Origin of the sequence: Xanthomonas euvesicatoria pv. euvesicatoria (assembly GCF_020880415.1) — a bacterium.
GTDB classification, from domain to species: Bacteria; Pseudomonadota; Gammaproteobacteria; order Xanthomonadales; family Xanthomonadaceae; genus Xanthomonas; species Xanthomonas euvesicatoria.
Genome location: NZ_JAJIUJ010000072.1, coordinates 13,580 through 38,176, shown reverse-complemented (window position 1 = coordinate 38,176; position 24,597 = coordinate 13,580). Strand labels below are relative to the sequence as shown.

18 protein-coding genes are annotated in these 24,597 nt (G+C 64.7%); 3 read left to right on the top strand and 15 right to left on the bottom strand.

Annotation, left to right across the window (positions count from 1 at the left end; translation table 11 throughout):
* Positions 1–6: 6 nt before the first annotated feature.
* A complete protein-coding gene (locus LN450_RS12405; RefSeq protein WP_011348267.1) occupies positions 7–633 on the top strand; it encodes a LysE/ArgO family amino acid transporter in 627 nt (208 codons plus the stop codon).
* Positions 634–992: 359 nt separating this feature from the next.
* Here LN450_RS12405 and LN450_RS12400 read toward each other — a convergent pair whose 3' ends face one another.
* Together LN450_RS12400 and LN450_RS12395 are read right to left on the bottom strand one after the other, a co-directional pair.
* The gene (locus tag LN450_RS12400) at positions 993–3,161 is read right to left on the bottom strand and encodes a methyl-accepting chemotaxis protein (RefSeq protein ID WP_011348265.1); all 2,169 of its coding nucleotides are present in this window, start codon (positions 3,159–3,161) and stop codon (positions 993–995) included.
* Positions 3,162–3,675: 514 nt separating this feature from the next.
* Positions 3,676–3,882, bottom strand: coding sequence for a hypothetical protein (locus LN450_RS12395; protein WP_008578051.1), 207 nt, complete (start codon positions 3,880–3,882; stop codon positions 3,676–3,678).
* A 232-nt stretch (positions 3,883–4,114) separates the two neighbouring features.
* On the opposite strand from LN450_RS12395, the gene LN450_RS12390 reads away from it, so the two are divergent.
* On the top strand, positions 4,115–4,825 hold the full coding sequence (locus LN450_RS12390; protein ID WP_011348264.1) for an rRNA pseudouridine synthase: 711 nt from the start codon (positions 4,115–4,117) through the stop codon (positions 4,823–4,825).
* Positions 4,826–5,720: 895 nt separating this feature from the next.
* Here LN450_RS12390 and LN450_RS12385 read toward each other — a convergent pair.
* From LN450_RS12385 to LN450_RS12365, 5 genes are all read right to left on the bottom strand, one after another.
* Positions 5,721–6,431, bottom strand: a complete 711-nt coding sequence (locus LN450_RS12385; protein WP_228885086.1) for a hypothetical protein — start codon at positions 6,429–6,431, stop codon at positions 5,721–5,723.
* Between the two features lie 218 nt (positions 6,432–6,649).
* A complete protein-coding gene (locus tag LN450_RS12380) occupies positions 6,650–7,054 on the bottom strand; it encodes a response regulator (RefSeq protein ID WP_008578047.1) in 405 nt (134 codons plus the stop codon).
* A 78-nt stretch (positions 7,055–7,132) separates the two neighbouring features.
* Positions 7,133–7,630 (bottom strand): hypothetical protein, encoded by a 498-nt coding sequence (locus LN450_RS12375; protein WP_008578046.1) that lies wholly within the window; start codon positions 7,628–7,630, stop codon positions 7,133–7,135.
* A 138-nt stretch (positions 7,631–7,768) separates the two neighbouring features.
* Complete coding sequence (recQ, locus tag LN450_RS12370) at positions 7,769–9,565, bottom strand: DNA helicase RecQ (protein WP_011348261.1); 1,797 nt, start codon at positions 9,563–9,565, stop codon at positions 7,769–7,771.
* A gap of 381 nt (positions 9,566–9,946) precedes the next feature.
* Positions 9,947–10,495 (bottom strand): Dps family protein, encoded by a 549-nt coding sequence (locus LN450_RS12365; RefSeq protein WP_003482535.1) that lies wholly within the window; start codon positions 10,493–10,495, stop codon positions 9,947–9,949.
* Between the two features lie 102 nt (positions 10,496–10,597).
* Between LN450_RS12365 and hrpA the strand changes: the two genes are divergently transcribed.
* Positions 10,598–14,719, top strand: a complete 4,122-nt coding sequence (hrpA, locus tag LN450_RS12360; RefSeq protein ID WP_011348260.1) for an ATP-dependent RNA helicase HrpA — start codon at positions 10,598–10,600, stop codon at positions 14,717–14,719.
* Between the two features lie 215 nt (positions 14,720–14,934).
* On the opposite strand, the gene LN450_RS12355 is transcribed toward hrpA, so the two are convergent.
* The 8 genes from LN450_RS12355 to pqqB form a co-directional block, all read right to left on the bottom strand.
* Entirely contained in the window at positions 14,935–17,571 is a 2,637-nt protein-coding gene (locus LN450_RS12355; protein ID WP_011348259.1) for a TonB-dependent receptor, read from the bottom strand.
* Between the two features lie 102 nt (positions 17,572–17,673).
* Positions 17,674–18,708 (bottom strand): glucokinase family protein, encoded by a 1,035-nt coding sequence (locus LN450_RS12350; protein ID WP_011348258.1) that lies wholly within the window; start codon positions 18,706–18,708, stop codon positions 17,674–17,676.
* A gap of 292 nt (positions 18,709–19,000) precedes the next feature.
* Positions 19,001–20,515 (bottom strand): PhoPQ-activated pathogenicity-related family protein, encoded by a 1,515-nt coding sequence (locus LN450_RS12345; RefSeq protein WP_011348257.1) that lies wholly within the window; start codon positions 20,513–20,515, stop codon positions 19,001–19,003.
* Between the two features lie 428 nt (positions 20,516–20,943).
* Positions 20,944–21,456 (bottom strand): hypothetical protein, encoded by a 513-nt coding sequence (locus tag LN450_RS12340; RefSeq protein WP_039417084.1) that lies wholly within the window; start codon positions 21,454–21,456, stop codon positions 20,944–20,946.
* Between the two features lie 62 nt (positions 21,457–21,518).
* A complete protein-coding gene (gene pqqE, locus LN450_RS12335; RefSeq protein ID WP_011348255.1) occupies positions 21,519–22,637 on the bottom strand; it encodes a pyrroloquinoline quinone biosynthesis protein PqqE in 1,119 nt (372 codons plus the stop codon).
* Positions 22,634–22,912 (bottom strand): pyrroloquinoline quinone biosynthesis peptide chaperone PqqD, encoded by a 279-nt coding sequence (pqqD, locus tag LN450_RS12330; RefSeq protein ID WP_011348254.1) that lies wholly within the window; start codon positions 22,910–22,912, stop codon positions 22,634–22,636. The genes pqqE and pqqD overlap by 4 nt, the downstream gene beginning before the upstream one ends.
* Positions 22,909–23,661, bottom strand: a complete 753-nt coding sequence (gene pqqC / locus LN450_RS12325; RefSeq protein WP_007967171.1) for a pyrroloquinoline-quinone synthase PqqC — start codon at positions 23,659–23,661, stop codon at positions 22,909–22,911. Before pqqC ends, pqqD begins: the two co-directional genes overlap by 4 nt.
* The gene (gene pqqB / locus LN450_RS12320) at positions 23,658–24,557 is read right to left on the bottom strand and encodes a pyrroloquinoline quinone biosynthesis protein PqqB (RefSeq protein WP_011348253.1); all 900 of its coding nucleotides are present in this window, start codon (positions 24,555–24,557) and stop codon (positions 23,658–23,660) included. Before pqqB ends, pqqC begins: the two co-directional genes overlap by 4 nt.
* Between the last annotated feature and the right edge of the window lie 40 nt (positions 24,558–24,597).

Below are 24,597 nucleotides of genomic sequence, written 5' to 3'. Positions count from 1 at the left end.
ACCACCATGATCGTTCAAGCAACAGTGGCCGGTTTTCTTGCCGGTGCCGGTCTCATCGTCGCGATCGGCGCGCAGAATGCGTTCGTGCTGCGGCAAGGGATCAAGCGCCAGCACGTGGGACTGGTGGTGGCGATCTGTGCACTTGGCGATATCGCGCTGATCCTGCTCGGCGTTGCTGGAATCGGCGCGTTGGCGCAGCAATACGCGGGCCTGCTGCAGCTGTTGCGCTACGCAGGCGCCGCATTCCTGGCGGTGTATGGGTGGATGGCCGCCTGCCGGGCCTGGCGCGGAGATGGCGCAATGTCGCCGGCAGAACACGGCGAAGACCGCTGGCAACGCGCCATGCTCACCTGCCTGGGGTTTACCTTCCTCAACCCGCACGTCTATCTCGATACGATGCTCTTGCTCGGCAGCCTGGCCACGCATTACCCCGGCGCGTTGCGCTGGGCATTTGCACTGGGTGCGTGTATCGCCAGCGTGAGCTGGTTCTCTGGCCTGGGCTATGGGGCCCGCTTGTTGCAGCCGGTGTTCCGGCATCCGCGTGCGTGGCGGATACTGGATGGACTGATCGCGGTCTTCATGCTGCTGCTGTGTGTGCTGTTGCTGCTACCCGAGCACGCGGCGCTGCGCTGATCGCTCTGGCTGGACGGTGTGATGCAGTCATTGCGCATGACTTGCGACACATCGGAGCTGGGTATCCCGATCCATCGTGATCTGTTGCCGTACACCGCCAGGCCAGGGCCACCGGATCGCCGCTGATGCTGCGATTGCGCGCCATTTCGCTGTGTTTGGGCCGTTTCATCGGCAGCGAACAGGCGGCATTGCCGTGGATGGTGTCCCTGGGATGTGGACGGCGCCGTTGCAACATCCAGGCGCGCCTCTCAGGGCGCGCTTGGGACGAGGTCAGTGGCGTGTTGCGATTGCCGCCGGCAACCGCTTCGGTGCGCTCAGGCCAGCTGCGCCTCTGCAGGGCAGCCAGCGGGCCATGCCACTCAGGCGTGGCGTACCTTGTCCAACAGATGCGTGACCGGTGCGGTAGCGCGGGTGTCTGCGCGGCGTGCGTGCCGTGCATCGATCTTGAAGATGGCGACCGCGTCGGTGAGGTGCACGGCTTGTTCTTCCATGGAGCGCGCCGCGGCAGTGGCTTCTTCCACCAGCGCGGCGTTCTGTTGGGTGGTTTCGTCCATGTGCGTGATGGTGTGATTGACCTGTTCGATGCCGGCAGATTGCTCCTGCGAGGCCGCCGAAATTTCGCCCATGATGTCGGTGACGCGCTGGACGCTGGCCACAACCTCGCCCATGGTCTTGCCGGCGCTGTGCACCAGTGCCGAGCCTTCGGCCACGCGTTGGACGGAATCGTCGATCAGGTCCTTGATTTCCTTGGCTGCGCCGGAGGAGCGTTGCGCCAGCGTGCGCACTTCCGAGGCGACAACCGCAAAACCACGGCCCTGCTCGCCTGCCCTGGCAGCTTCCACTGCGGCGTTCAGCGTCAGGATGTTGGTCTGGAAGGCAATGCCGTCGATGACGGAGATGATGTCGGCGATCTTCTTGGACGAGGCTTCGATACCACTCATCGTGTCTACGACCTTGCCGACCACATTGCCCCCCTCCGAGGCCACGCGCGCGGCGCCGATCGCCAGTTGATTGGCCTGGCGCGCACTCTCGGCATTCTGCTTGACGGTAGAGGTCAGCTCTTCCATCGAAGCGGCGGTCTCTTCCAGGTTGGCCGCCTGCTGCTCGGTCCGCTGCGACAGATCCTGATTGCCCGCGGCGATCTCGCTGGCCGCCGCGTTGATCGACACGGCCGATTGCTGGATGTTGCCGACGATCTGCGCCAGCTGGCTCGCCGTTGCGTTGGCGTCATCGCGCATCTGTGCGAACACGCCGCGGAAGTCGCCGCTCATGCGTGCGGTGAGGTCGCCCGCTGCGATCGACTGCAGCAGTGCCGACAGCGATTGCAGATTTCCGTCCGCGGTGGACATCAATTGGTTCAGGCTCTCCACCATGATGCGGAAATCGAACTGGAAGCGTTCGACATCGCCACGGGCGCTGAAGTCGCCATTGGCAGCCGCCTGTGCAAGGTGCCTGATTTGGTGATTCATCGCCGACAGGTTGAGCTTGACCTGCGACATGGTGTTGCTGAAGGCGGCTTTTTCGCCCGGCAGGGGCTGCATGTCTTCGGAGAGTTCGCCGATGGCATAGCGCCCCATGATGCGCGCCAGATCGTTTTGCACGGCCACGTGCGAGGCCACCAACGCGTTGGTGTCGTTGGCCATGCGGCCGTAGTCGCCCGGGAACACGGTTGCGTCGATGCGGAAGCTGATCTGGCCGTTGTCGTGATGCTTGGCCATGTCGGTCTGCGCCGCGATGAGGTTGCGCAGCTGCAGTTGCATCTTGTCCATGGCCTGCAACAGGCGACCGGTTTCATCCGTTGCGGTGGTGTGCACATCGTTGCGCAGATTGCCTGCGGCGATGGCTTCGGCAGTGCGCGTGGCCTGGCTCAACGGCGTGGTGAGGCTGCGCGTGATCAACCATGCGAGCAGCGCACTGATCACCAGCGCAGCGATACCGCCGCTGGCCAGGATGATCTTGCCGTTGTGCATTGATGCAACCGCTGCCGCGTATGCGTCTTTGCTGAGGCGGCGCTCCAAGGCCGCATTTGCAGCAATTGCGGCTTGTTGCTCGTCCATCGCCGCAGCGGCAGCGCCTTGCAACAAGGCCTGCGCTTGCTGATTCTGGTCGCGCATGCCGTAGTCGAGAATCTGGTTGTTGAACTTGACCGAGACGTCGCGCTTTTCCTGCACCAGTGCGAGCGCGTTTTTCTCGAGTTCGCTGCTTGGCATCGCAGCCAAGGCATCGTGGGCTTGCTTGTAGCGCGCACGACTCTTTTCGATGATGTGCAGCGCGCGCCGGTTGGCCGCATCGCCGGACACCATCACCACGTCGCGCAAGCCGATCGCCACGTTGGTGTTGGCGTCGAGCATTTCGGAGGACAGCCGGATCCTTTCCATGTTGTTGTTGACGATGGTGTCCAGCTCATAACGCGCATTGGACATGGTGATCAGGCCGGTCGCCACCAGCAGGCCCGACAGCAGAATTAAGATGCCGAAGGCCATTCCGAGGCGACGGCCGACATTGAGGCGTTGCAGAAAGTCATTCATGACCGCTTCCAGGTAGTACAGCTGAGCAGCTCGGTGGATGCGGGGTGCATCGACTCAAGCGTCTTGCCCAGCTAGCGGCCGGATTTGAGGGAGCTAAAGACCGTCGATCGAAAATACTTACCGCTGATTCATTACAGATCGGAAGTTTCCTGACAGCAGTTTCCCGCGTCCTGACACGGGCGCCCCAGGGCGCGAATTCAGATGTGTCTGGCCGGATCGAAGCGTGCCAGGAATGCAGCGATTTTCCGACGTCTTGCCGACATGTGCGCTGACTAACAGACGCGTATGACCGGCCACCGGATTGCATGCAGGGCCAGTGCTGCATCGAACGCTGGGCAACGATCTGCCGCGAGCCCGTGAGCGGATAGGTCGTGCGAGCCACCTCATTGGAGGTGTGCCACGCCGTACGCCGAGCGGATTGCCGCGCCGCAGCATGCATGCCAGTAAGCACCGCGTGCTGCAGCGTGAGCCATCGCGTGCGCAGCGGCGCGACGCGATGGCGATCACTCTTTGCTCAGGCTTCCAGCGCAGCGACCACGTCTGCGTGCAGTTGCTTGGCGCCACTCTCGCTGTTGAAGCGCGCAAAGACTTCTTCGCCGGAGATCAGCCCGACCCGAACCGAGTGGCAATACGACCCGAAGCTTTCGCCAGCATTGAATGGGTCGCTGATGACAGAGATATGGTTGAGGCGGACCCGGGCGGTGCCGAACTGGATAAACATCTGCGATCTCCTGTGTGAGCTTCGAGTTTCCCACGTTGTCGTGCGGTGCAGAAGCGTTTGCCGGTGCCTGCGTGCACACTGCGTTTGCCGTTGCGTTGGTGGCGGGCAATGCGCAACTTGCGCAGGCGCACCGTCCAATGCATTGGGCAACGCTCCATCGCTGCCGTGCAACGACTCACGCGGGCGAGCAGCCAGCACGTACACTGCCGTCCCCTGATGCTGAGCTCGCCCGATGTCTGATCCGATCCGTCTCGATAAATGTATAGCTGCCGCGTTCGGCTGCTCGCGTGGCGAGGCCCAGCAGTACATCGAGGGTGGGTGGGTCAGCGTGGACGGCGTGGTGGTCGAAGAACCGCAGACGCTGGCTACCGCGGCGCAGGTTACCCTGGCCGAAAATGCGGTACTGGCGCCTGCCGAGCCCGCCACCTTGTTGCTGCACAAGCCGGCAGGCATCTGCGTCGATGCCGCGCTGGCGCTGGCCACGCCGGCAACGCGCAGCGCACTGGATCAGGCGGACGTACGTGTGCTGAAACGGCACTTCCTACGCTTGCACGCACCGCTGCCGCTGGAAGACGCCGCAAGCGGCCTGCTGATCCTGAGCCAGGATGGCCGCGTGCTGCGCCGGTTGAGCGCTGACGCCAGCGCGATCGAGCAGGAATTTCTGGTCGAAGTGCGGGGTGAATTGCGCCCTTACGGCATGGCGCGGCTGGCGCATGGCTTGGTCTATCAGCACCGCAGTCTGTCGCCTTGCAAGGTGAGCTGGCAAAACGAAGACCGCCTGCGGTTTGCGATCAAGCACGTGCAGCCGGGCCAATTGCGCTACATGTGCGGCGAAGTGGGCCCGGAGGTCGTGAGCATTCGCCGCCTGCGCGTGGGCCGGGTGTCGCTGGGCAAGCTGGCGATCGGTGAATGGCGCTACCTGCCGGCAGGTGAGCGGTTCTGACTGCAGCACGGAGTATGCGGCTGCAGCCGCTGGAATCACGTCGCGCTGTGTGCAAGCGTGCTCAGTCACGGCCAGCAGCGCATGCAGCGATTATTTCTTGTTGCGCTTTTTCTTGGCACGCGTGACCAGAAACAGCACAACGGCAATTACACCGATGACCAGGATGATGAAGGCCGGAGATAAAAACGAATTGTCGCCCATGCGGAACTCCTGACAGTCTTGCGCAGCACAGCGCTGCGATGACGTTAGCCTAGCGAGCGGCCTGCTTGATCGCGTGAAATGCATGGCTTGCCGCAGAAGCAGGCACATATTTCTGCCGCATCGATGATCAGCGCATCGACGTAAGTGGCGCGGAAGCTGGCGTTGCCTTGCATCGATCCATGCAGCAATCAATCAGCCACCTGGCACGTGTGGGAGCGTGCCTGTGCAGCGTGATTCGGGAAAGGATGGCCCGGTGCATGAGCGGGTAGCCAAGCAGGCGCTTGCGCAATGATGCGCTCATCGGCATGCCGCGCGGATTGAGTGCCATGAAAGTGATGCGCAATCGCAACGACGGTAGAGCTGCGGTCAATCGCAGGACGGGGCAGGTCTTCCAGGCATCGAACCTGGCGCCAATTCTTTGGTGCTAAGCGACTGCACGGACGAACGCACGCGCAGATCGCAGGGAAGGCTCGGCCGTTCTGTCGCGCCTTTTCATCCGTGTCCCGGCAGGGGCGTGCTCTGCGCCCCGCGAGTTGAGCGGCCCAACAGGCCTCGCGTCCGGTAGCTGCAGTTTAAATGCGACATCTATCACGTAAATCGGGAGCGAGCCGACACGCTGTCGGGGCGTACCCGACAGCCGTCGCGACGATCTGCGCATGACCGTGGGCTTGTGCCCACAGCCCAGCTCACTGCATCACTGAAACGTAGAGGTGCAGCGGAAGCCGGAACAATCGATCTGCACCGTATTGCCGCTGCTGCAGACCGCGCTGAAGCGCGTGGCGCTGGTGGCCTGCACGGTGCCGCATTGCAGGCCATTGCTGATGCCCTGGGCGCGACTTGCCGCCGACGCGGTCGACATCGCCGGGCTTGCAGGCCCAGCGTTGCCCCCGACACTGGCAGACGCTGCCGCAACGTCTGCCTGCTCGGCGGCTGCCGGTTCGCTCGTCAATGGCAGGGTGACCGCCGACCCGTGCGCGGAGTTGCCTGAACTGGGATTGCCTGCAACCACCACACCGTGCGCGTTCTCGCCCTGCAACGGTTGGCCCCGGTCTTCACGATGGCGGTCGAAGCTCAGCGTCTGCCCGAACACCAACTGGATCCAGCTCGGGTAGGTATAGCCGGTGCCCTTGCTGTGATCGACGATGGCGCCAATCGCCCCGCCGATCAGAATGTTGCCCCAAATGCCCATGTTGGCGCGCGAGATGGAACGGCCGGCGGCATCACGTTGGCCGGGCAGCACACAGGTCACCTCCAGATCGCGCGCGGAACGATGCACTTGTGCGGTCTGGCCGGACTTCACCGTGACGCGGCCCTTGTCGTTGCTGATGGCGCAGTCGGCGCCGGAAACCAGTTGCCCATCGGCCGTCTTGGTGTCGATGCGAATTGGCTGGGTCGCGTCGTTCATGACCGTGGCGCAACCGCTTAGCGCAACCATGGCAATGGCTGCGGTCACTAGATGTCTCATGTTTTCCCCTGGCGTAGGACACGGTACGGCCAGCCGGGCGTTACGCCGCGTCTGTGGTACTACCGTGGTGTGGTCGATCCCCGTTGCCGCCGCATCGCGCGAGGGCTGGCATTTAATACCGGGATTGTGGGCGGCCGTCCAGTCGCGGCCGCTCGTGTTTACGCGACCGGGGTGGCCAGCACGCGGTGCTTGGCCATCACGCTGCGGATCGCACTGAGCAGTTGCTCAGGGGTGTACGGCTTTTCCAGAAAGGCCACGCCGTCGGGCAGGATCTCTTCCACGTATTCGACCGCCAGGCCCGAAGTCAGCAGCACCGGCAGGTTGTACGGCGCATGTGCAGTCTTGAGCGCCAGATCCACACCGGTCAGGCCGCCCGGGAAATGGATATCGGAAAACAGCACGTCCACCCGCGGGTCGCTTTCGATCAAGGCCAAAGCTTCTTCGACCGAGCCGGCGCTACGGCAGGTGAACCCATAGCTCTCCAGCACAAGGCAGCTGAGCTGTCGGGTTCCGTCGCCGTCTTCGACAACGAAGACAACCGGCCGTTCCTTGTTCTGTGGCATGAGCTGGTCTCGTAAGGCAGGCCACATTCTCAGCGATGCGGCAGTGAACCCTCTGTCAACGCACACCTCGCCGTATGGTTACCAGCCGAACGGGCCCGGACCATAGCCGCCGGGTGCATAACGCGGGCCAAAAATGGAGCCCTCACCACGTCCGACGCTGATGCTGACGCCAATCTGGTGCGCCTTACCGTCGTCGTCATAATAGGTCTTGCAGGAATTCAAATTCACCGCCTGCCAGTTGCTGTTGCCGCCGCGGCTGGAGTAGCCCAGGCCGGTTTCGACAGCACCATGCAGCTTGCCCTGGCATTGCTCGGCGCGCTCGGCAGCGATGGAAGCGGCACTTGGCCGGGCTAGCGCCGGCTTGGGGCCGCTCTTGTCGCCGTAGAAGGTGCCCGGCGGGTCGTTGCTGTATTCCGGGTCGGAGCGGAGCTGCACCGGGGCTTGCGGAATGCTCAGGTCCAGCGAACGTGCGCTCGCCGTTTCGGGATTGCCGTCGCTGGCTTGGGCCAACGCACTTCCAGCGGCGACGCTGCCGGTGGCAAACAGAGTGACCAGAACAAGCAGGCTGCGTTTCATCGGTTGGACTCTACGAAGAGGGGCTGGCGGCGCGTGCCGGCTCGCTTTGTGAAACTAGCAACGGCTGATTGAATGCGCGCTGTCGATCCTGCGGATTTTTGTGCCGTCTGCGGTGTTGTGTTGACACATGCTGCTGCATCAGCCCTGTTCGCGCACGATCTCGATCAATTGCGCGCCATAACGCGCCAGCTTGCCGCCGCCGATGCCGCCCACCCGCGACAGCGCATCGATGCTGGTTGGCCGTTGTTCGGCGATGTTGCGCAAGGTGCTGTCGTGGAAGATCACGAAAGCCGGCACGTTCTGTTCCTTGGCCAGATCCGCGCGCAGGCCACGCAAGGCGTTGAACAACGCCAGATCCTGCGGCTGCACCGGCAGGCCGGTGCGCTGCGCGCTGCGCTCGCGCCCGGCAGCCGGGTTTTCGCGGCGCATCATGACCTGGCGCTCGCCCTTGAGCACCTGGCGGCTGGCATCGGTGAGGCGTAGGCCGCCATGACCTTCGCTATCCACCTCCAGCAGGCTGGCGGCCACCAGCTGGCGAAATACGCCGCGCCAGGTGCGTTCGTCCAGGTCGCGGCCGATGCCGTAGGTGCTCAGCTGGTCGTGACCCAGCTGTTTGATACGTTCATTTTCGCTACCGCGCAGGATGTCGATCAGATGGCCCACGCCAAAGCGCTGCCCGCTGCGATACACGCAACTGAGCGCCTTCTGCGAGGCTACCCTGGCGTCCCAGGCGGCGGCCGGGGTCAGGCAGTTGTCGCAATTGCCGCAGGGTTTGGCATAGGTCTCGCCGAAGCCGGCCAGCAGCACCTGGCGGCGGCATTGCATGGATTCGCAATAGCCCAGCAGGTGGTCGAGCTTGGCGCGCTCCAGACGCTTGCGCTCTTCGGCGGCTTCGCCTTGCTCGATCATCTGCTTGAGCAGCACCACATCGCCCAGGCCGTAACACAGCCAGGCTTCGGCGGGGTCGCCGTCGCGGCCGGCGCGTCCGGTTTCCTGGTAGTAGCCCTCCAGCGATTTGGGCAGATCCACGTGCGCCACAAAGCGCACGTCCGGCTTGTCGATGCCCATGCCGAAAGCGATCGTGGCGGCCATGATGATGCCGTCCTCGCGCAGGAAGCGGCGCTGGTTTTCTGCACGCACCTCTGCCGGCAGGCCAGCGTGATAGGGCAGTGCATTGAAGCCTTGCGCGCACAGTTGCTGCGCGGTTTCTTCCACCTTGCGCCGCGACATCGCATACACGATGCCGGCCGAGCCACGATGACGGCCCAGGAATTCCTGCAGCTGTTTGCGCGCGCTGTCCTTCTGCACCACCGTATAGCGGATATTGGGGCGGTCGAAGGAACTGACGAAGTGGCGCGCGTCCACCAGATCCAGGCGCTCTGCGATTTCGCGCTGGGTCGGCGGGTCGGCGGTGGCCGTCAGCGCCATGCGCGGAATATGCGGCCAGCGCTCGTGCAGCACGGTGAGCTGGCGGTATTCCGGGCGGAAATCGTGGCCCCATTGCGAGACGCAATGGGCTTCGTCGATGGCGAACAGCGCAATGCGGCTACGTTCCAGCAACGAGAGGAAGCGCTGGGTCAGCAAGCGCTCGGGCGCAACGTAGAGCAGATCCAGGTCGCCGGACAACAGGGCGCGTTCCACGCGCTGGGCGTTTTCTGCATCCAGGGTGGAATTGAGGAACTCGGCGCGTACGCCGAGCTGGCGCAGGGCCTCGACCTGATCCTGCATCAGCGCGATCAGCGGCGAGACCACGATGCCGATGCCGTCGCGTAGCAGCGCCGGCACCTGGTAGCACAGCGACTTGCCGCCACCGGTGGGCATCAGGACCAGGGCATCGTTGCCGGCAGCGACGTGTTCGACAATGGCCTGCTGCGGGCCGCGGAAGTCGTCGTAGCCGAAGACGCGGCTGAGCAGTTCGTGAGCGGGGGAAGACATCGACCTAGGATACCGTGCGGGTCAAGCCCTGGCCGGGCGGATGCAGGCTTGGACGACACGAAGAGGCATCAGGGATTGCCGTGATGCGGTTGGTGCCCTGAGCCGCGGTGCTTGAGTCTCAGGCAGACTGAGTTGCGCGCCGCGCGGCCTCGCCTCAACCCCGCCCTGCGCGCCGGCCCGTGCCGAAGGCGCAGATGCAGATGCGTAGCGGGGTTCGGCGTTTGCAAGACATACGGTGCCAGCGATATCCGCGAAGCGGACATGGCCGCCCCCCGGGTCAGGCGACGCTGGAGGCACTGAGTGTGGCAGGCAGTTGCGCAGAGGCCCAAGGTTTCGCGGCTGCGAAACCTTGGCCAACCCGAAGGTGCGAAGCCGGCAGGTTTACTGCAGCAGCGAGCGCAGCATCCAGGCGTACTTTTCGTGGGTCTGCAGACGCTGGGTCAGCAGGTCTACGGTCGGGTCGTCGCCGGCGTCGTCGGCGGTGCCCAGCACCTTGCGTGCGGTGCGGCAGACGGCTTCGTTGCCGCTGACCAGCTGACGCACCATTTCACGCCAGTCGGCGCTGTCACTCAGGCCCGGCTCTTCCGGGATCGAGGTCAACGCGACGAATTCGCGGTACGAGCCCGGCGCGTTGTAGCCCAGGGCGCGGATGCGCTCGGCCACCTCGTCCAGCGCCGCCCACTGCTCGGTGTACTGGGTTTCGAACATGGTGTGCAGCGAGTTGAACATCGACCCGGTGACGTTCCAGTGGAAGTTGTGGGTCTTCAGATACAAGGTGAAGGCGTCAGCCATGTAGCGGGCCAGACCGTCGGAGATCTGCTTGCGATCGCTGTCCTTGATCCCGATATCGATATGCGGTGCCGACGCAGCAGCGACCGGCAGGGCATCACTGACGACGACGGGCTTATTGGCGTTTTTTTTCTTGGACATGGGATGGTCCTTGCAGGGTGGATGTCTTGGGGAACTGATATGGCGTCACAATAGACAGGCTAAAGGATCAAACGTCATTCAATTTTTCACATTTTTCCATCAATGAGCGCTATCGACTCCACCCTTGCCGACACCTTGCGTGAACGCCGCCGTGCCGTGGATGGTGCGATGAGCCGCGACCGTGGCCGCTTGCTGGGCCTATGGTCGCGCTGGCAGGGCAAGCCGGGCAACCCGCAGGTGCGCGATGCGTTCGAGCAGGCGCTGGCGGCATCGCAGGCGCAACGCCAGGCGCGGGCCGAGCAGCAGCCGGCCATCACGCTGGACGACCAGTTGCCGATCGCACGCGAGGCCGAGCGCATCATCGCGCTGATCCGGAACCATCAGGTGGTGGTCATCGCCGGCGAAACCGGCTCGGGCAAGACCACCCAGCTGCCCAAGCTGTGCCTGGCGGCCGGACGCGGAGCCGCCGGGATGATCGGCTGCACCCAACCACGCCGGATCGCCGCGCGTGCAGTGGCCGCGCGCGTGGCCGACGAGCTGAAGACGCCATTGGGCACGACGGTGGGCTTCCAGGTGCGCTTCACCGATCGCGTCAGCGATCAGTCGCGCATCAAGTTCATGACCGACGGCATCCTGCTGGCGGAAATCGCCAGCGACCGTTGGCTGTCGTCCTACGACACCATCATCGTGGACGAGGCGCACGAGCGCAGCCTCAACATCGATTTCCTGCTCGGCTATCTCAAGCAGTTGCTGCGCAAGCGCTCCGATCTCAAGTTGATCGTCACCTCGGCCACCATCGATACCGAGCGCTTTGCACGGCACTTCGACGATGCGCCGGTGATCAGCGTGGAAGGCCGCACCTTCCCGGTCGAGGTGCGTTATCGCCCGCTGGAAGGCGATACGGGCGACAGCGACGATGGCGAACACGGCAGCGGCCGCGACGGCGAGCGCAGTGTCAACGATGCGATCGTGGCGGCCATCGACGAAATTACCCGCATCGACCCGCGCGGCGATGTGCTGATGTTCCTGCCGGGCGAGCGCGAGATTCGCGATGCGCACCAGTCGCTGGAACGGCGCAAATACCGCGAAACCGAAGTGGTGCCGCTGTACGCGCGGCTGTCGGCGGCCGATCAGGACCGCGTGTTCAACCCGGGCCCGCGGCGGCGCCTGGTACTGGCCACCAACGTGGCCGAGACCTCGCTGACGGTACCGCGCATCCGCTATGTGGTGGATCCGGGGCTTGCCCGCGTCAAGCGCTACAGCCCGCGCCAGAAGCTGGACCGGCTGCATATCGAGCCGATCTCGCAGGCCAGCGCCAACCAGCGCATGGGCCGTTGCGGGCGCATTGCAGAGGGTATCTGCTACCGGCTGTATGCCGAAGCGGACTTTGCCGCGCGTCCGGCGTTCACCGATCCGGAAATCCGACGTTCCTCGTTGTCCGGGGTGATCTTGCGCATGCTGCAGTTGGGGCTGGGCAGGATCGAAGACTTCCCGTTCCTGGAGGCACCCGACGAACGTGCGTTGGCTGATGGCTGGCAACAGCTGCTGGAGCTGGGCGCCATCGATGCGCAGCGGCGTCTGACCGCCACCGGGCGCCAGATGGCGCGCCTGCCAGTGGACGTCAAGCTGGCGCGCATGCTGGTGGCCGCGCAGCAACATGGGTGCCTGCGCGAGATGATCATCATCGCCGCATTCCTGGGCATCCAGGATCCGCGCGAGCGCCCGCCGGAAGCGCGCGAGGCCGCCGATAACGCGCATGCGCTGTTTGCCGACGCGCGCTCTGAATTCGTCGGCATCCTGCGCTTGTGGGATGCGTACCGGCAGGTGCATGAAGATCTCACCCAATCCAAGCTGCGCGACTGGTGCAACCGGCATTTCCTCGGTTTCCTGCGCATGCGCGAGTGGCGCGAGCTGCACCGGCAGCTGCGGTTGCTGTGCGAAGAACTGGGTTGGAGCGAAGAGCCGGCCAATGTGATGCTGGCGCCGTTGTTGGCCGGTGCCAGCGCGCCCGCCCGCGAGGACGGCCACAGCGTCAACCGGCCCACGCGTGGCCAACTGCACCGTGCTGCGCGGCTGGCGCGCGAAGGCAAGCCGGATCCGAACGCGGCGCCTGTGCAACCTGCGCCTGCTGCGACGAACAAGCAGGCCGAGGCTGCCGAAGCCTCGGCGCGGACCACCGAGCGCGAGCGTGCGGCGGCGTATCAGGCGCTGCATCGCGCGCTGCTGGCGGGCCTGCCGACGCAGATCGGTCATCGCACCGAAAAAGGCGACTATCTGGCTGCGCGGCAACGCCGCTTCGTGCCGTTTCCGGGTTCCGCATTGGCGCGCAAACCGCCGCCGTGGATTCTGGCGGCCACGCTGCTGGACACGCAGAAAGTGTGGGGCATGACCAATGCCGCGATCGAGCCGGATTGGGCGATTGCCGAGCTGCCGCATCTGCTGGCGCGCAAGCATTTCGATGCGCACTGGTCGCGTGCGCAGGGGCAGGTGGTCGCTTCGGAACAGATCAGCCTGTTCGGGCTGGTGCTGGCGCCGAAAAAGCCCGTGCATTTCGGCAAGATCGATCCGGCCGCAGCGCATGACCTGTTCGTGCGCCAAGGCCTGGTGACGGGCGAAATCAATACGCGGGCCGCATTCGTGGCCGACAATCTCAAGGTGCTCGAGCAGGCGCGCGAAGAAGAGGCCAAGCTGCGTCGTGCCGGTATCGTTGCCGACGAAGGCTGGCAGGCGCGCTGGTATCTGGATCGCATTCCGGCCGAGCTGCATTCGGCCAGCGGCCTGGATGCGTGGTGGAAGACCTTGCCGCCGGACAAGCGCCGCAGCCTGCATTGGTCGTTGAACGATCTGCTGCCGGGCGAAGGCAGCGAAGCCGATCGCTTTCCGAAATATTTCCCGCTCGGCGATGCGCGCCTGCCGTTGCATTACCGCTTCGAGCCGGGGGCCATCGACGACGGCGTGACGCTGGAGGTGCCGTTGCACCTGCTCAATGCGCTGGATCCGGCGCGCCTGTCGTGGCTGGCGCCGGGCTTCGTCGCCGACAAGGCGTCTGCGTTGATTCGTAGCCTGCCCAAGGCGCAACGCCGCAACTATGTGCCGGCACCGGATTTCGGACGTGCGTTCTACGAGGCATTTAGCATTGCCTCGGCCGACGATATCCGCGGCGAACTGGCGCGCTTTCTGACCAAGGCCACCGGGACGCAGGTGACGGCACTGGATTTCGATGAGCAGGCGCTGGACACGCATTTGCTGATGAACCTGCGCCTGCGCGATGACGACGGCAAGGTGCTGGCCGAGTCGCGCGATCTGGACGGGCTGCGTGCGCGCTTCGGCGAGCGCGCGGGGCAGGCATTCGCCGCACGGGCCGGGCGCGCGCTGGCCGCCGAAGGCCTGCGCGACTTTCCGAGTGCGCCGATTCCCGAACAGGTGGCCGGCGAGGCCGGCGTGCCGGCATACCCGGCGCTGGTGGATCAAGGCGACAATGCGGCGCTGCATATCTTTGCAGACCGCAACGACGCTGCGCGGGCGCATCCGCGCGGCGTGCGGCGCTTGCTGGAAATCGCATTGGCCGACAAGATCAAGCAGGCGCGCAAGCAACTGCCGGTGTCGCCCAAGACCGGTCTGCTGTATGCGGCGATTGAATCGCAGGAACGCCTGCGTGGCGATCTGGTCGATGCGGCGCTCAATGCCGTGCTGGCCGATGGCCTGGGCGCCATTCGCGACCCCGGCGCGTTTGCGCAGCGCCGCGACGATGCGGGCAAGCGGCTGTTCGGCGAAGCGATGGAGCGTTTGAAGTTGGCCGAAAGCATCCTGGGCGCCGTGGCCGAACTCAAGCCACTGCTGGAAGCACCGTTGATGGGCTGGGCACGCGGCAACCTGGATGACATGGAGCAGCAACTGCGCGCGCTGGTGCATGCAGGCTTCCTGCGCGACACGCCGGCCGATGCATTGGCCAATTATCCGCGCTACCTCAGGGCGATGATCCTGCGTACCGAGCGCGCAAAGCGCGATCCTGCGCGCGACCAGGCGCGCATGCTCGAGCTCAAACCGTTCGTGGATGCAGTGGAAGCCGCCGCTGCGCACGGTTTGCAAGACCGCCAAGAGTGGCAGGCGCTGCGTTGGGATCTGGAAGAACTGCGCGTGTCGGTCTTTGCGCAGGAGCTGGGTGCCAAATCCGGCGTTTCGGCGAAGAAACTGTCGCAACGGGTCGCTGCACTGCGCAGTTGAGCCTTCGGTCGGGCATGTATCCGAACAAAGCCGCGTGCGTCTTTATAAGGCACGCGGCGTGCGCCTCCGATGCTGAGAACGGCCCGTATATCGTCGCGAGCAGTCGGCAGATCGGCGCAGACGGTGCGCTCGAAGCCGGGGCGTACAAGCGGTACGCCCGGCTACGAGCACCGACCGCGCCCGCCTGGCGGTGAGCGCAGTCGTTGCTAGCTGCGCTAGAACTTCAGGTGCAGGCTGGCCATGTAGCGGCGTCCGCTCTTGTAGCGTCCGGCCAGGTGGTCCTTGTCGCCCAGATACTGCAGGTATTGCTCGTCCAGCAGGTTCTGCGCATCGACCTGCAGCGACCAGTTCGGGCTGAAGGCATAGCCGATACTGGCGCCGAGTTCGGCGTAATCGTCCACGCTTGCCGGTGCCGCACCGGCCACATAACCGCCGGCCAGATAGCTGTCGCGCCAGTTGTAGGTCAGCCGGGCATTGAGTGGGCCTTTTTCGTAGTAGGGGCTGAAGGCGAGGCTGTTGCGCGATTGGTAGGGCAGGGCATCGCCGGTGTTGTTTTCGCCGGCGGCATAGGTGTAGTTGGCGGTCAGGCCGAAGCCGCTGTCGCCGAACGGTTGCTGGAAGGAGATGTTGAAGCCCTTGAACTTGCCATCGCCGGCGTTGCGCGGCCGCTGGATGCTGTAGTCGCAATAGCCATCGGCGGTACAGCCGTTGCTGCCGAGCAATTGCGCCCAGCTCTGCGGCGCAGTGTCGCGCAGTGCGTTGTACTGGCGCTCCACGCTGGCGCTGGTGTCGATGTAGTTGTCGATCTTCTTGTAGAACACCGACCACGCCACCACCGCTTGCTGCGCGAAATAATATTCGGCAGAGAGATTGAAGTTCCAGGATTCATACGGCGACAGGTCTGCATTGCCGCCGCTGCCGGTCAAGGTGGTGTCGTTGAGGAAGGTGTTGTTGACCATCTGGTTGTACGGTGCCCAGGCGATGACCTTGGCCGCAGCGAAGCGGAATACCCAGTCGTCGCTGGTGTCGTACGACAGCGTCAGCGAAGGCAGCAGAAAGTCTTCCTTGCGGGTGCGGGTCTGCCACACGCTGCCGGCGTCGGCGAGGGAGGGCGTGCCGCTGTAGACGAAGCCACTGCCTTCGGTCTTGGAATCCACGTAGCGCACGCCGAGATTGCCGCGCAGACCGCCGCCGGAAAAATTCAGCTGCGCGTAGGCCGCATTGTTGGTCTGCTCCAGCGCCCAGCTGTTGTTGAGGTAGCTGGCCGGATCCGGCGCGCCGTAATCGACCGGGCTGTTGCGGATCCAGTTCAGCAGGTTGTTGCGACCTGCCTGTATATGTCGGCCGTGATCGGGATAGAACCCCTGCAGATCGGTGAGCCCGATCGTGCCCACGTCGGCCAGGGTGCCGGGGGTGACACCACCATAGACATTGAGCTCGAAGCGCTCGTCATGCTTGCCGTGGCGCACGCCCAACAGCAGTTGATTGAACACGCCATCGAACTGCAGATTGAAATCCAGCTGGCCGTAGGTGTCTTTGCTTTCGGTAGAGAAGATGCCGTTGTTGCCGAACCAGCCGCCGGCCGAACCCCAGTTGGCGGGATTACGTGCCGCTGCGGGATCATCGAAGCGGATGCCGCGGCGGGTGTCCCAGCTGAAGCCGCCGTTGTAGAACGGCTCAATGAAGTATTGCGAGAGATCGTTGTTCTCGGACTTGCTCTGGCCCACCTGTCCGTTCAAGCCCCAACCCTCGCCGCGGAAGGCGCCGCGCAGGTCCAGTCCTTTGGTGGTCACCTCCGATTCGCGCACGTTGTTGTCGTAGATCACCGTGCCGCCGAGCGGGATCGCATTGGCGCTGGAGTGGCCACTGGTGACCACGCCGTTACGGACGCCGCCAAGTTGGTCCACCGCCGCCACGGTGCCGGCATTCCAGGTCAAAAAGCTGTACATCGACTGGTTGTAGTTGTCGAAGTTCTCATTGATGTACAGGCCGCTCAGATTGAACTCCAGCGCCTCGCTGGGCTTGAGTTGCAGGTTGACCACGGCGCTGTCGCGCTCGCGATCCTGCTGGAACCAGGCCGCGTTGATCGAGTTGGGTACATCCGCATCGGCAGGCACGCCGCCTGCGGCATTGGCGAAAGTGCTGGCCGGTGCGTAGCCGAACACTTCCATGCCGCGGCGGTCGACGCGTTCTTCGTAGTGCTGCGCCGACACCGCAATGCCGAAGGTCTGCGCCGCGTTCTTCCAGCTGTAGAGCAGTGCCGCGTTGGGTTTGCCCTGGCTGGCCTGGTCGCTGTAGCTATAGCCGATGGACGCAGCCACTTCGTTGGCCTTCAGATCCAGCGGCTGCCGCGTGTGCATTAGCACCGTGCCGCCCAGGCTGCCTTCGGTCAGGCGCGCTTCGGAGGATTTGAGAATTTCCGCACGGCCCAGGATCTGCGGGGCCAGCAGGGTGTAATCGAACCCGCGGCTGGGCTGTTCGCCATAAAGCCAGATCGCCTGCGCAACCGGATGCCCGTCCAGGAACGACAGATTGAGGCTGGGGTCGGTGCCGTCGATACTCACGCGCTCGCCTTGCCCGAAGCGCCGGTCCAGGGTGACGCCGGGAATCTGCGAGAGCGCTTCGGCCACGTTGGTGCTTGGGAATTTACCGATGTCTTCGGCGGTGATCGCCTCGGAGATGCCGGTGTTGTTGCGTTTGGTATCGAGCGATTTTTCCAGGCTGGCGCGGATGCCGACCACCTGGACGGCATCCAGGTCGGTGGCTTGCGTGCCAGCGCCGTCCTGGGCTTGCGCAGCGAATGCCAGCGATAGTGCAATGGCGCTGGACAGCAGGGTGATGCTGTATTTCATGATGTCTCTCCTCATCACGCACAGGGATGGACGGCGGGCTGCCGCTCGCCGGATGCGGGGTCTTGCAGACGCGCGCTCGGGGTGGAACGCGTGGTAGATCGCTTACGACAGCTCGGTGTGGTGTTGCAGATACCAGTTGGCCGCGCCGAGCACGCCCAGTTGCCCGTGCTCGACCAATTTGACCGGGATGCGTTCGAGCACCGCGCGCATGTTTCCCTTGTCCAGGAAGCGCTCGGCGAATGTGCTGCCAGCCAGGAACTGGCCGATCGTCGGCAGGAAGCCCCCGGCCAGATAGATGCCACCGGCAGCGCCGTAGGCCAGTGCCATGTCGCCGACCGCGCTCCCCAGCAGGCCACAAAAAATTTGCAGGCACTCGCGCGCAAGCGCATCGTTTTCGTGCAGCGCTGCGTGCGTCACGGCGGCGGGCAGGCGATGGAGCGGCGTTGCGCCATGCAGCTCGCACACCGCGTGGTAGAGATGCAGTAAGCCCGGGCCGGAAAGCACGTGCTCGAGCGGCAGATAGTGCCGGCCACGCAACAGGCGTTGCAGCAAGGCGTATTCGTGCGGGTGGGTGCTGGCCAGCGCGACCTGGCCGGCTTCGGTAGCCAGCACGATTGCGCGTGGCTTGGCATCGATCCACAGTGCTGCACCCAGACCGGTGCCGGGGCCGACCACCAGAATCGGACCGTTGGCGCGCGCATGGCGCGGCGTGGGCCCGCTCAGCTGCAGCACGGCGCGTTGTTCCATCTGCGGCGCTGCGTAGGCCACCGCCTCGAAATCGTTGACCAGGTGCACGTCGCGCACCGCCAGTGCGGTACCGATGCGGCTGGGCGAAATCGTCCAGGGCAGGTTGTTGCTGATGAAGCTGCCATCGTCCAGCGCTACGCCGGCACTGGCGATGACCACCGCATCGACGCGGCGCCGCTGTTGCAGGAAGTCCTCGAGGATGGCCTGGAGACTGGCGTGTTCGGCGCAGCGATAGGTGCGGTAATGCGAAAGCTCGATGGCTGCATCGCGCGTCTGCAGCATGTGCCCGACACGCACATGCGTGCCACCGACATCGGCAGCGACGAAGCTGGTGGCAACGGGGACATCGGGCGAGGCAGAGGCGTAAGCGGAACGCGAAATCGCAGCCACATTCAGTCCTTTGGTCCGTCTGATCGGCCGATGCCGTCAGCGAGTAGGGGCCTGTGTAGGAGTTGGTGACAACGATGTCAATGGATCAGTCGGGTTGGATCGATCTTGGTGGCGTGCTCAAGTGCAAAAACGTGCCATTTGGCATTGTCTGTGCGGACTTCATTGCGCAACGTGGACAAACGCGTCCAACGTGGCGCGGTGGTTGCCGAAAAGCCGACCCGGCAACTGGCGCATGGCGCTCAATTGCCCGCGAGGTGCTTCAGCCGGCGATCGCCATCGTTCAAGAACTGCGTCAGCGCACGGCGGCAGCGGTGGTCACGCCGGGCAACGTGCTGCAGGCCGCGTTATCGGTGGGCGGTGCCTGGGTGGGGTAACGCTGCTTGCCGAGTACATAGGTCTGGCTGGTGGCAACGAATCCGTCCGCGTAAGTGGCTTCGACGAAATACGCGCTCCAGCCGTTCTCCGGAATCTGCACCGGTACCGGTACCGGGCCGCCGCCGGCAAGCGCAATGGGTGTGGCGCTGTAGCGTATGCCGCAGGCGTAGCGGAAATCGCGCGCGTGCGGATTATGTGCACTCCACAGCTGCACCTGCGTTGGCCGCTCGGAGGAGCGGAAGCGGATCTGCGGCGCTTGGCCCGTACGCAACACATCGCTTACCTGCGGTAACGGGCGCTGCTGCTGCAGGCGCGTGATAAACGGTGCCAGGGTATCGACGACGGAGGCGCGGATGTTGTGCGCACTGTTGGGCAGGACGCGCAGCGCCTTGCTGCCGGGTAGTGCGTGGTAGAAGAACTGGGTGTTGTCCGGCAAAAAGAAGTCGTCGCCGCTGGCGTTGACGATGTACTTGGGCACCGCCAGCCGCGTGCGGTACGGCGTGTGCAAATAGCTCAGCGGATCTTGCAGCTGCACCAATTGCGCGAAGGCGGGGGTCTGCAGTTGTGAGGTGATGCCCTGCTTTGCATAGGCGTTGAAGGCGATCGGCCAGTTGCCGCCATAGGTGCGGGACATATGCTCCAGCACGGCCGGCATGTTGAGGATGTCGATCACCAATGGCGCCACCGCCTCCACGCGCCGGTCTGCGATGGTGGCGTGCCAGCTGGCCCATCCGCGTTTGGAGGCGCCGGCAAGGACGAAGCGATGGATTCGCAGTGGGGCCAGTTCGCGCTCGGCTAGGCTCATGGTGCGCCCAATCGCGGCCGCCATCGGCACATGTAGCGGCAATGTCTTGCGCTGCTGCGGCGCCTTGAGAAACAGCGACCAGCTATAGGCCACGCTGTCGTCTTCGCGGCGCGGGGTGGCATCGCCCTGGTAGATCAGCGCCTGGTTGGGGATGTCGCTGAGCGCGATCACCACCGTGCGGGTGCGTTGCGCCAAGGCGGCCAGCGCTTCGGGCGCCAACTCGCTGGCCGGCTGCGCCGCACTGCCATCCGCCGGGTGACGCGTGCCATTGGTTGAGATCAACACCGCGCGCGTGGGCAAGGCCTCTGTCGGCACGTAGATCGCCACGTCATGCTGCCAGCGCGCCGGCGTGACCAGTCCCTCGGGCGACCAGTCCTGCGAGGTCAGCAGGTAATCGCGCCGCTCGACACCGGCCACGCTGCTGGTGCCAACGCGCGTATAGGTCAGCGGTTGTTGTTCGATGGCATCGTGGTAACACACCAGGGCTTGCCCGAAGCCAACGTCCGGTGCATTGGCGCAGCGCTCCGCCGGCGACGCAGCGGACGCGATGGGATCAGCGGGCGCGACGCCTGCAAAGAGTGTCAGGGACGTTAGCAGTGCAAGGCTGCAATAGGTCTTCGAGCGCATGCAGGTTCTCCAGAGTCCGTGCGTGTGGCCAGCGATTGCTGCGACCAATCGCGTGGGAAAAACGCGGTTAGCAGTGGCGTCAGCGACGGGTGGGTGGCGCGGTGTGTGCAGGAGTGTACGCGTGGTCGGAATCGGTCAGTAGGACGGCACCTATCGCTACCGCCAATGGGCTGCGTGTGCGCGATGCTGAGTACGATGATTCGGCGCGCCACGTTGGCTGCGCCTGGGCATGGCGGGTGCGCACTGACGCTTGCGCTCTGTCTGCCGCACCGGCGCCGCCTTGCGCATGCGCTGCTCTACGGCGAGCGCATTGCAGCGGCTGGTTGCAATGTCGCATGCGCAACGCGCAGCGGCGGGATACGCGCGGCGCATGCCGATGCCATGCGTGGCAACCGCTTTCGGCAGCCGCGCAAGCTCGGCGGAGGCGCTTACTTGATCCGCCGCACCTTGGCCGGGGTGTTGTAACCCTCGATCTGCAGATACCACACGCCGACCAGACCCGGCTTGATCTTGACCTTGGGTGCGTCCTTGCGCACGCCAGACAGGCTGGCGGCATCGGTCTGTTCCCACTCCTGACCGTTGGCCAGCGTGTAAACGCGGCCCTTGGCGAAGCCCTTGAATTCGCCAACCATCGTGCTCTCGATCGGCTCCTTGCTGCCAAAGTCGAAGAAGCCGCGGTTCTTGACGATCACTTCCTGGCGGCCGGCTTCCTTGGCCTGTTCGACCACCACTGCGGCCTCCTTGGCGACCTTGCCCTGCAGCCAATCGTTGAGCGCAGCCAGTTCGCTCGCATTGAGCTTGTCCAGGCCGGCGGCCTTGAACTGTTCGGCACTCATCTGCGACTGCAGGTCGCCTTGCACCGCGCGTTGCGCCAGGGCAGGGGCGGCATGCAGCGCCAAGGTCAGGCAAACCATCAAGGGAATGCGGCGCGCGAGCGACATGGAAGCCATCCGAAGAAGAGGAGAGGGCTAGTGTAGACGCTGTTGGGGCATGCCGGCGCTGCCTATTCCAGCGGGTCTGCGGTGGCTGCTGCGGGGCGTTCTGGGCGGCGATAGATGAAGGCCGGTGCCGGCGATGCCGACTCCTGCTCGGCGGTTGCGCGCACCTGCGCATGGATGGGCGAACGTTCGCAGACCGGGTCCAGCGTGGCGGCATCGCCGCTGAGCGCCAGCGCCTGGCAGCGGCAGCCACCCCAATCGATCTCGCGCTTGGGGCAGCCCTGGCACACCTCCGGCATCCATGCGGTGCCGCGAAAGCGCACGAATGCCTCGCCGTTATTCCAGATATCGGCCAGCGAACGCTCGCGCAGATTGTCAAAGCGCAGGCCGTCGATGGTTTCGGCCGCGTGGCAGGGCAGCACGTCGCCGCGCGGGGAGATATTGACGAAGCGTTGGCCCCAGCCGCCCATGCAGGGTTTGGGCTGGCGCGCGTAGTAATCGGGCGTGACGAAATCGATCGCCAGGCGGTCGCCGAGCTGGCGTCGCGCGGTTTCCACCGCGTCGATGGTGGCCAGCAGTTGCTCGCGGCTGGGCATCAGCGCAGCGCGGTTGCGCAGGCCCCAGCCGTCGTACTGGGTGTGCGCCACCTCGATGCGCTCGGCCTGCCATTCCAGCGCCAGCGCGATCATCCCGGGCACGCGTTCGGCGTTATGGCGGTGCAGTACCGCGTTGATCGTCAGCGGCAGGCCGCGGGCGCGGACCGCGGCGGCGAATTCGCGCTTTTTGGACAAGCTGTTGCGGTAGCCGGCGATGCGGTCGGCGCCGGCCGCATCCACGTCCTGCACGCTCAACTGCACATGTTCCAGCCCGGCCGCCTGCAGTTGGTCCAGCATTGGCTCGCCGCCAGCGACGCCGGAGGTGATCAGGTTGCTGTACAGCCCGAGTGCGCGCGCATGCGCGACCAGTTCGGGCAGGTCTTTGCGCAACATGGGCTCGCCGCCGGAAAAATGCGCCTGCAGCACGCCCATGTCGGCGGCCTGCTGCAGCAGCGAGCGCCAGCCTGCGGTGTCCATTTCCTCGCGCAGCGCTGCCAGCGCGATCGGGTTGGAGCAATACGGGCACGCCAACGGGCAGCGGTGGGTCAATTCCAACAACACCGATAGCGGTGGCGGCGCGATGCTCATAGCCGCAGCAAACGCTTCTGATGCAGGGTATCGGTGAGTTCAATCACGTCCGCTTCGATTTGGGCCGCGTCCGCATCGAATTCTGCAGCCAGCTCCTGCGCGATCTGCGCCAGCGAGCGTGTGCCGTCGTAGCGCTGCGCGACCACCAAGGCGATGTCGTCCAGCTCGACCACGCGTTCGGGCGCCAGCAATACCCACTGGTCGCGCGCACGGTCATGTTGCAGGCGCACGCCTGCACGCAGGGACGGCTGGCTATGGCGGGTAATGCCGCTCATGCCGCGACCCGGCTGGCGTCGCGGTCCGGCACGAAGGCATCCGGCCAGACGATGCCTGGCGTCACGTAGGCCACATGCAATGCATCCAGCTGCGCCCACAGCACCGAGCACTTGAAATGCAATGCGGCCTTGACCAGCGCCTGTTTTTCGACCGTATCGGCATGCTGCTTGACGTAGTCCAGTGCGAAATCCGAATCGCGTGGCGCCTCGGTCAGGCGATGCTCGAAATAGGCCAGTGCTTCGGACGATACGAAGTCGTAATGCTTGAGCATGCCGGCCACGCGCTGGCCGATGATGTTGGGCGCGAACAATTCGGTCAGCGACGAGGCGATCGCTTCGAGCAGGCTTTTTTCGCGCACGAAGTGCAGGTACGCCTGCACCGCAAAGCGCGTGCCGGGCAGCAGCGCACGCCCGGACTCCACCAGCGTGCGGTCCAGGCCCAGCGCGTCGGTGAGATGCAGCCAGCGTGCGATGCCGCCGTCGCTGGCGCTATTGCCGTCGTGGTCGAGGATGCGTTGCCGCCAGATCCGCCGCAGCGCGGGGTCTTCCATGCGCGCCAGAATCGCCGCGTCCTTCAGCGGAATGCAGCGCTGGTACTCGAAGCGATTCAACGCCCAGGCCTGCACCTGGCCTCGGTCGAGCTTGCCGTGGTGCAACAGCGCATGAAACGGATGCTGGTCGTGATACAGGCGCGCGCCGATGGCACGCAGGTCTGCTTCCAGTTGGTCGGGGCTGAGCAGCGCAGTCACAGGGCGATCTCCAGGCCGTCATGGGCAACTTCCCAACCGCTGGCGCGCGCGCTGGCGAACTCGGGCGACAGGGTGTCGAGCACGGGATTGGTGGTGTTGAGATGGATGAAGATCTTGCGGGCCACGTTCAACGGCGCGAACGCGGCGATGGTGCCATCGGGGCCATCGATGCTCATGTGGCCCATGCGTTGGCCGGTCTTCTGGCTGACGCCCAGCTGCACCATTTCGTCATCGCGCCACAACGTGCCGTCGAAGAACACCAATTCGGCGCTTTGCAGGCGCGCACGCAAGGCGTCGGTCATCGCAGCGCAGCCGGGAATGTAATGCATGCGGCGACGGCCATCGTCGATGGTGAGCCCGAGGGTTTCTTCATCGGACCCCGCCAGGTCGCCGCCACTGCGCGACTCCATGAACAAGGGCACCTTGCCGGGCACCGAGAAGGGCGTGAGCTGTAATCCGCACAGCACCAGCGGAGTGTCCAGCGCGAACGGCTGCCGGCTCACGTACTGCGGATTGACGGCGTCGAAAATGGGGTTCTGCGCGAGCAGGCCCAACACGCGGCTGCTGGCATGCAACGAGAACCGCTGGCTTTCGCGCATCGAGAGCAGGCCGGCGATGTGGTCGATCTCGCCGCTGGTCAGCAGCACCGCCTCGATCGGCGAATGTCGCAGCCCGTGCTGCGGCCACAAGGCCGGTGTCGCAAGAATTTGTTGGCGGAAATCTGGCGAGGCATTGATCAGCACCCAGCGCTCGCCATCGGCGCTGACTGCGATGCTGGCCTGGGTACGACGCTGGGCACCGTCTGTTTGCTGCCACGCCCGCAGGCTCGCGAGGGTGTGGCAATTCCACTGCGGGTGCCCACCGCCGGCCGCCGATCCCAAGACGATGATACGCATGGAGAACTGGACCTAATCTGCCGGCAACTGCCGGTCATGC

Bases quoted from the DNA above. Each gene is read 5' to 3' on its own strand.
- LN450_RS12340 (WP_039417084.1), bottom strand. From the start codon at position 21,456: ATGTCGCTCGCGCGCCGCATTCCCTTGATGGTTTGCCTGACCTTGGCG.
- LN450_RS12405 (WP_011348267.1), top strand. From the start codon at position 7: ATGATCGTTCAAGCAACAGTGGCCGGTTTTCTTGCCGGTGCCGGTCTC.
- LN450_RS12395 (WP_008578051.1), bottom strand. From the start codon at position 3,882: ATGTTTATCCAGTTCGGCACCGCCCGGGTCCGCCTCAACCATATCTCT.
- recQ (WP_011348261.1), bottom strand. From the start codon at position 9,565: ATGTCTTCCCCCGCTCACGAACTGCTCAGCCGCGTCTTCGGCTACGAC.
- pqqB (WP_011348253.1), bottom strand. From the start codon at position 24,557: ATGCGTATCATCGTCTTGGGATCGGCGGCCGGCGGTGGGCACCCGCAG.
- LN450_RS12355 (WP_011348259.1), bottom strand. From the start codon at position 17,571: ATGAAATACAGCATCACCCTGCTGTCCAGCGCCATTGCACTATCGCTG.
- hrpA (WP_011348260.1), top strand. From the start codon at position 10,598: ATGAGCGCTATCGACTCCACCCTTGCCGACACCTTGCGTGAACGCCGC.
- LN450_RS12365 (WP_003482535.1), bottom strand. From the start codon at position 10,495: ATGTCCAAGAAAAAAAACGCCAATAAGCCCGTCGTCGTCAGTGATGCC.
- pqqE (WP_011348255.1), bottom strand. From the start codon at position 22,637: ATGAGCATCGCGCCGCCACCGCTATCGGTGTTGTTGGAATTGACCCAC.
- pqqD (WP_011348254.1), bottom strand. From the start codon at position 22,912: ATGAGCGGCATTACCCGCCATAGCCAGCCGTCCCTGCGTGCAGGCGTG.
- LN450_RS12390 (WP_011348264.1), top strand. From the start codon at position 4,115: ATGTCTGATCCGATCCGTCTCGATAAATGTATAGCTGCCGCGTTCGGC.
- LN450_RS12380 (WP_008578047.1), bottom strand. From the start codon at position 7,054: ATGCCACAGAACAAGGAACGGCCGGTTGTCTTCGTTGTCGAAGACGGC.
- LN450_RS12385 (WP_228885086.1), bottom strand. From the start codon at position 6,431: ATGAACGACGCGACCCAGCCAATTCGCATCGACACCAAGACGGCCGAT.
- LN450_RS12345 (WP_011348257.1), bottom strand. From the start codon at position 20,515: ATGCGCTCGAAGACCTATTGCAGCCTTGCACTGCTAACGTCCCTGACA.
- LN450_RS12375 (WP_008578046.1), bottom strand. From the start codon at position 7,630: ATGAAACGCAGCCTGCTTGTTCTGGTCACTCTGTTTGCCACCGGCAGC.
- LN450_RS12400 (WP_011348265.1), bottom strand. From the start codon at position 3,161: ATGAATGACTTTCTGCAACGCCTCAATGTCGGCCGTCGCCTCGGAATG.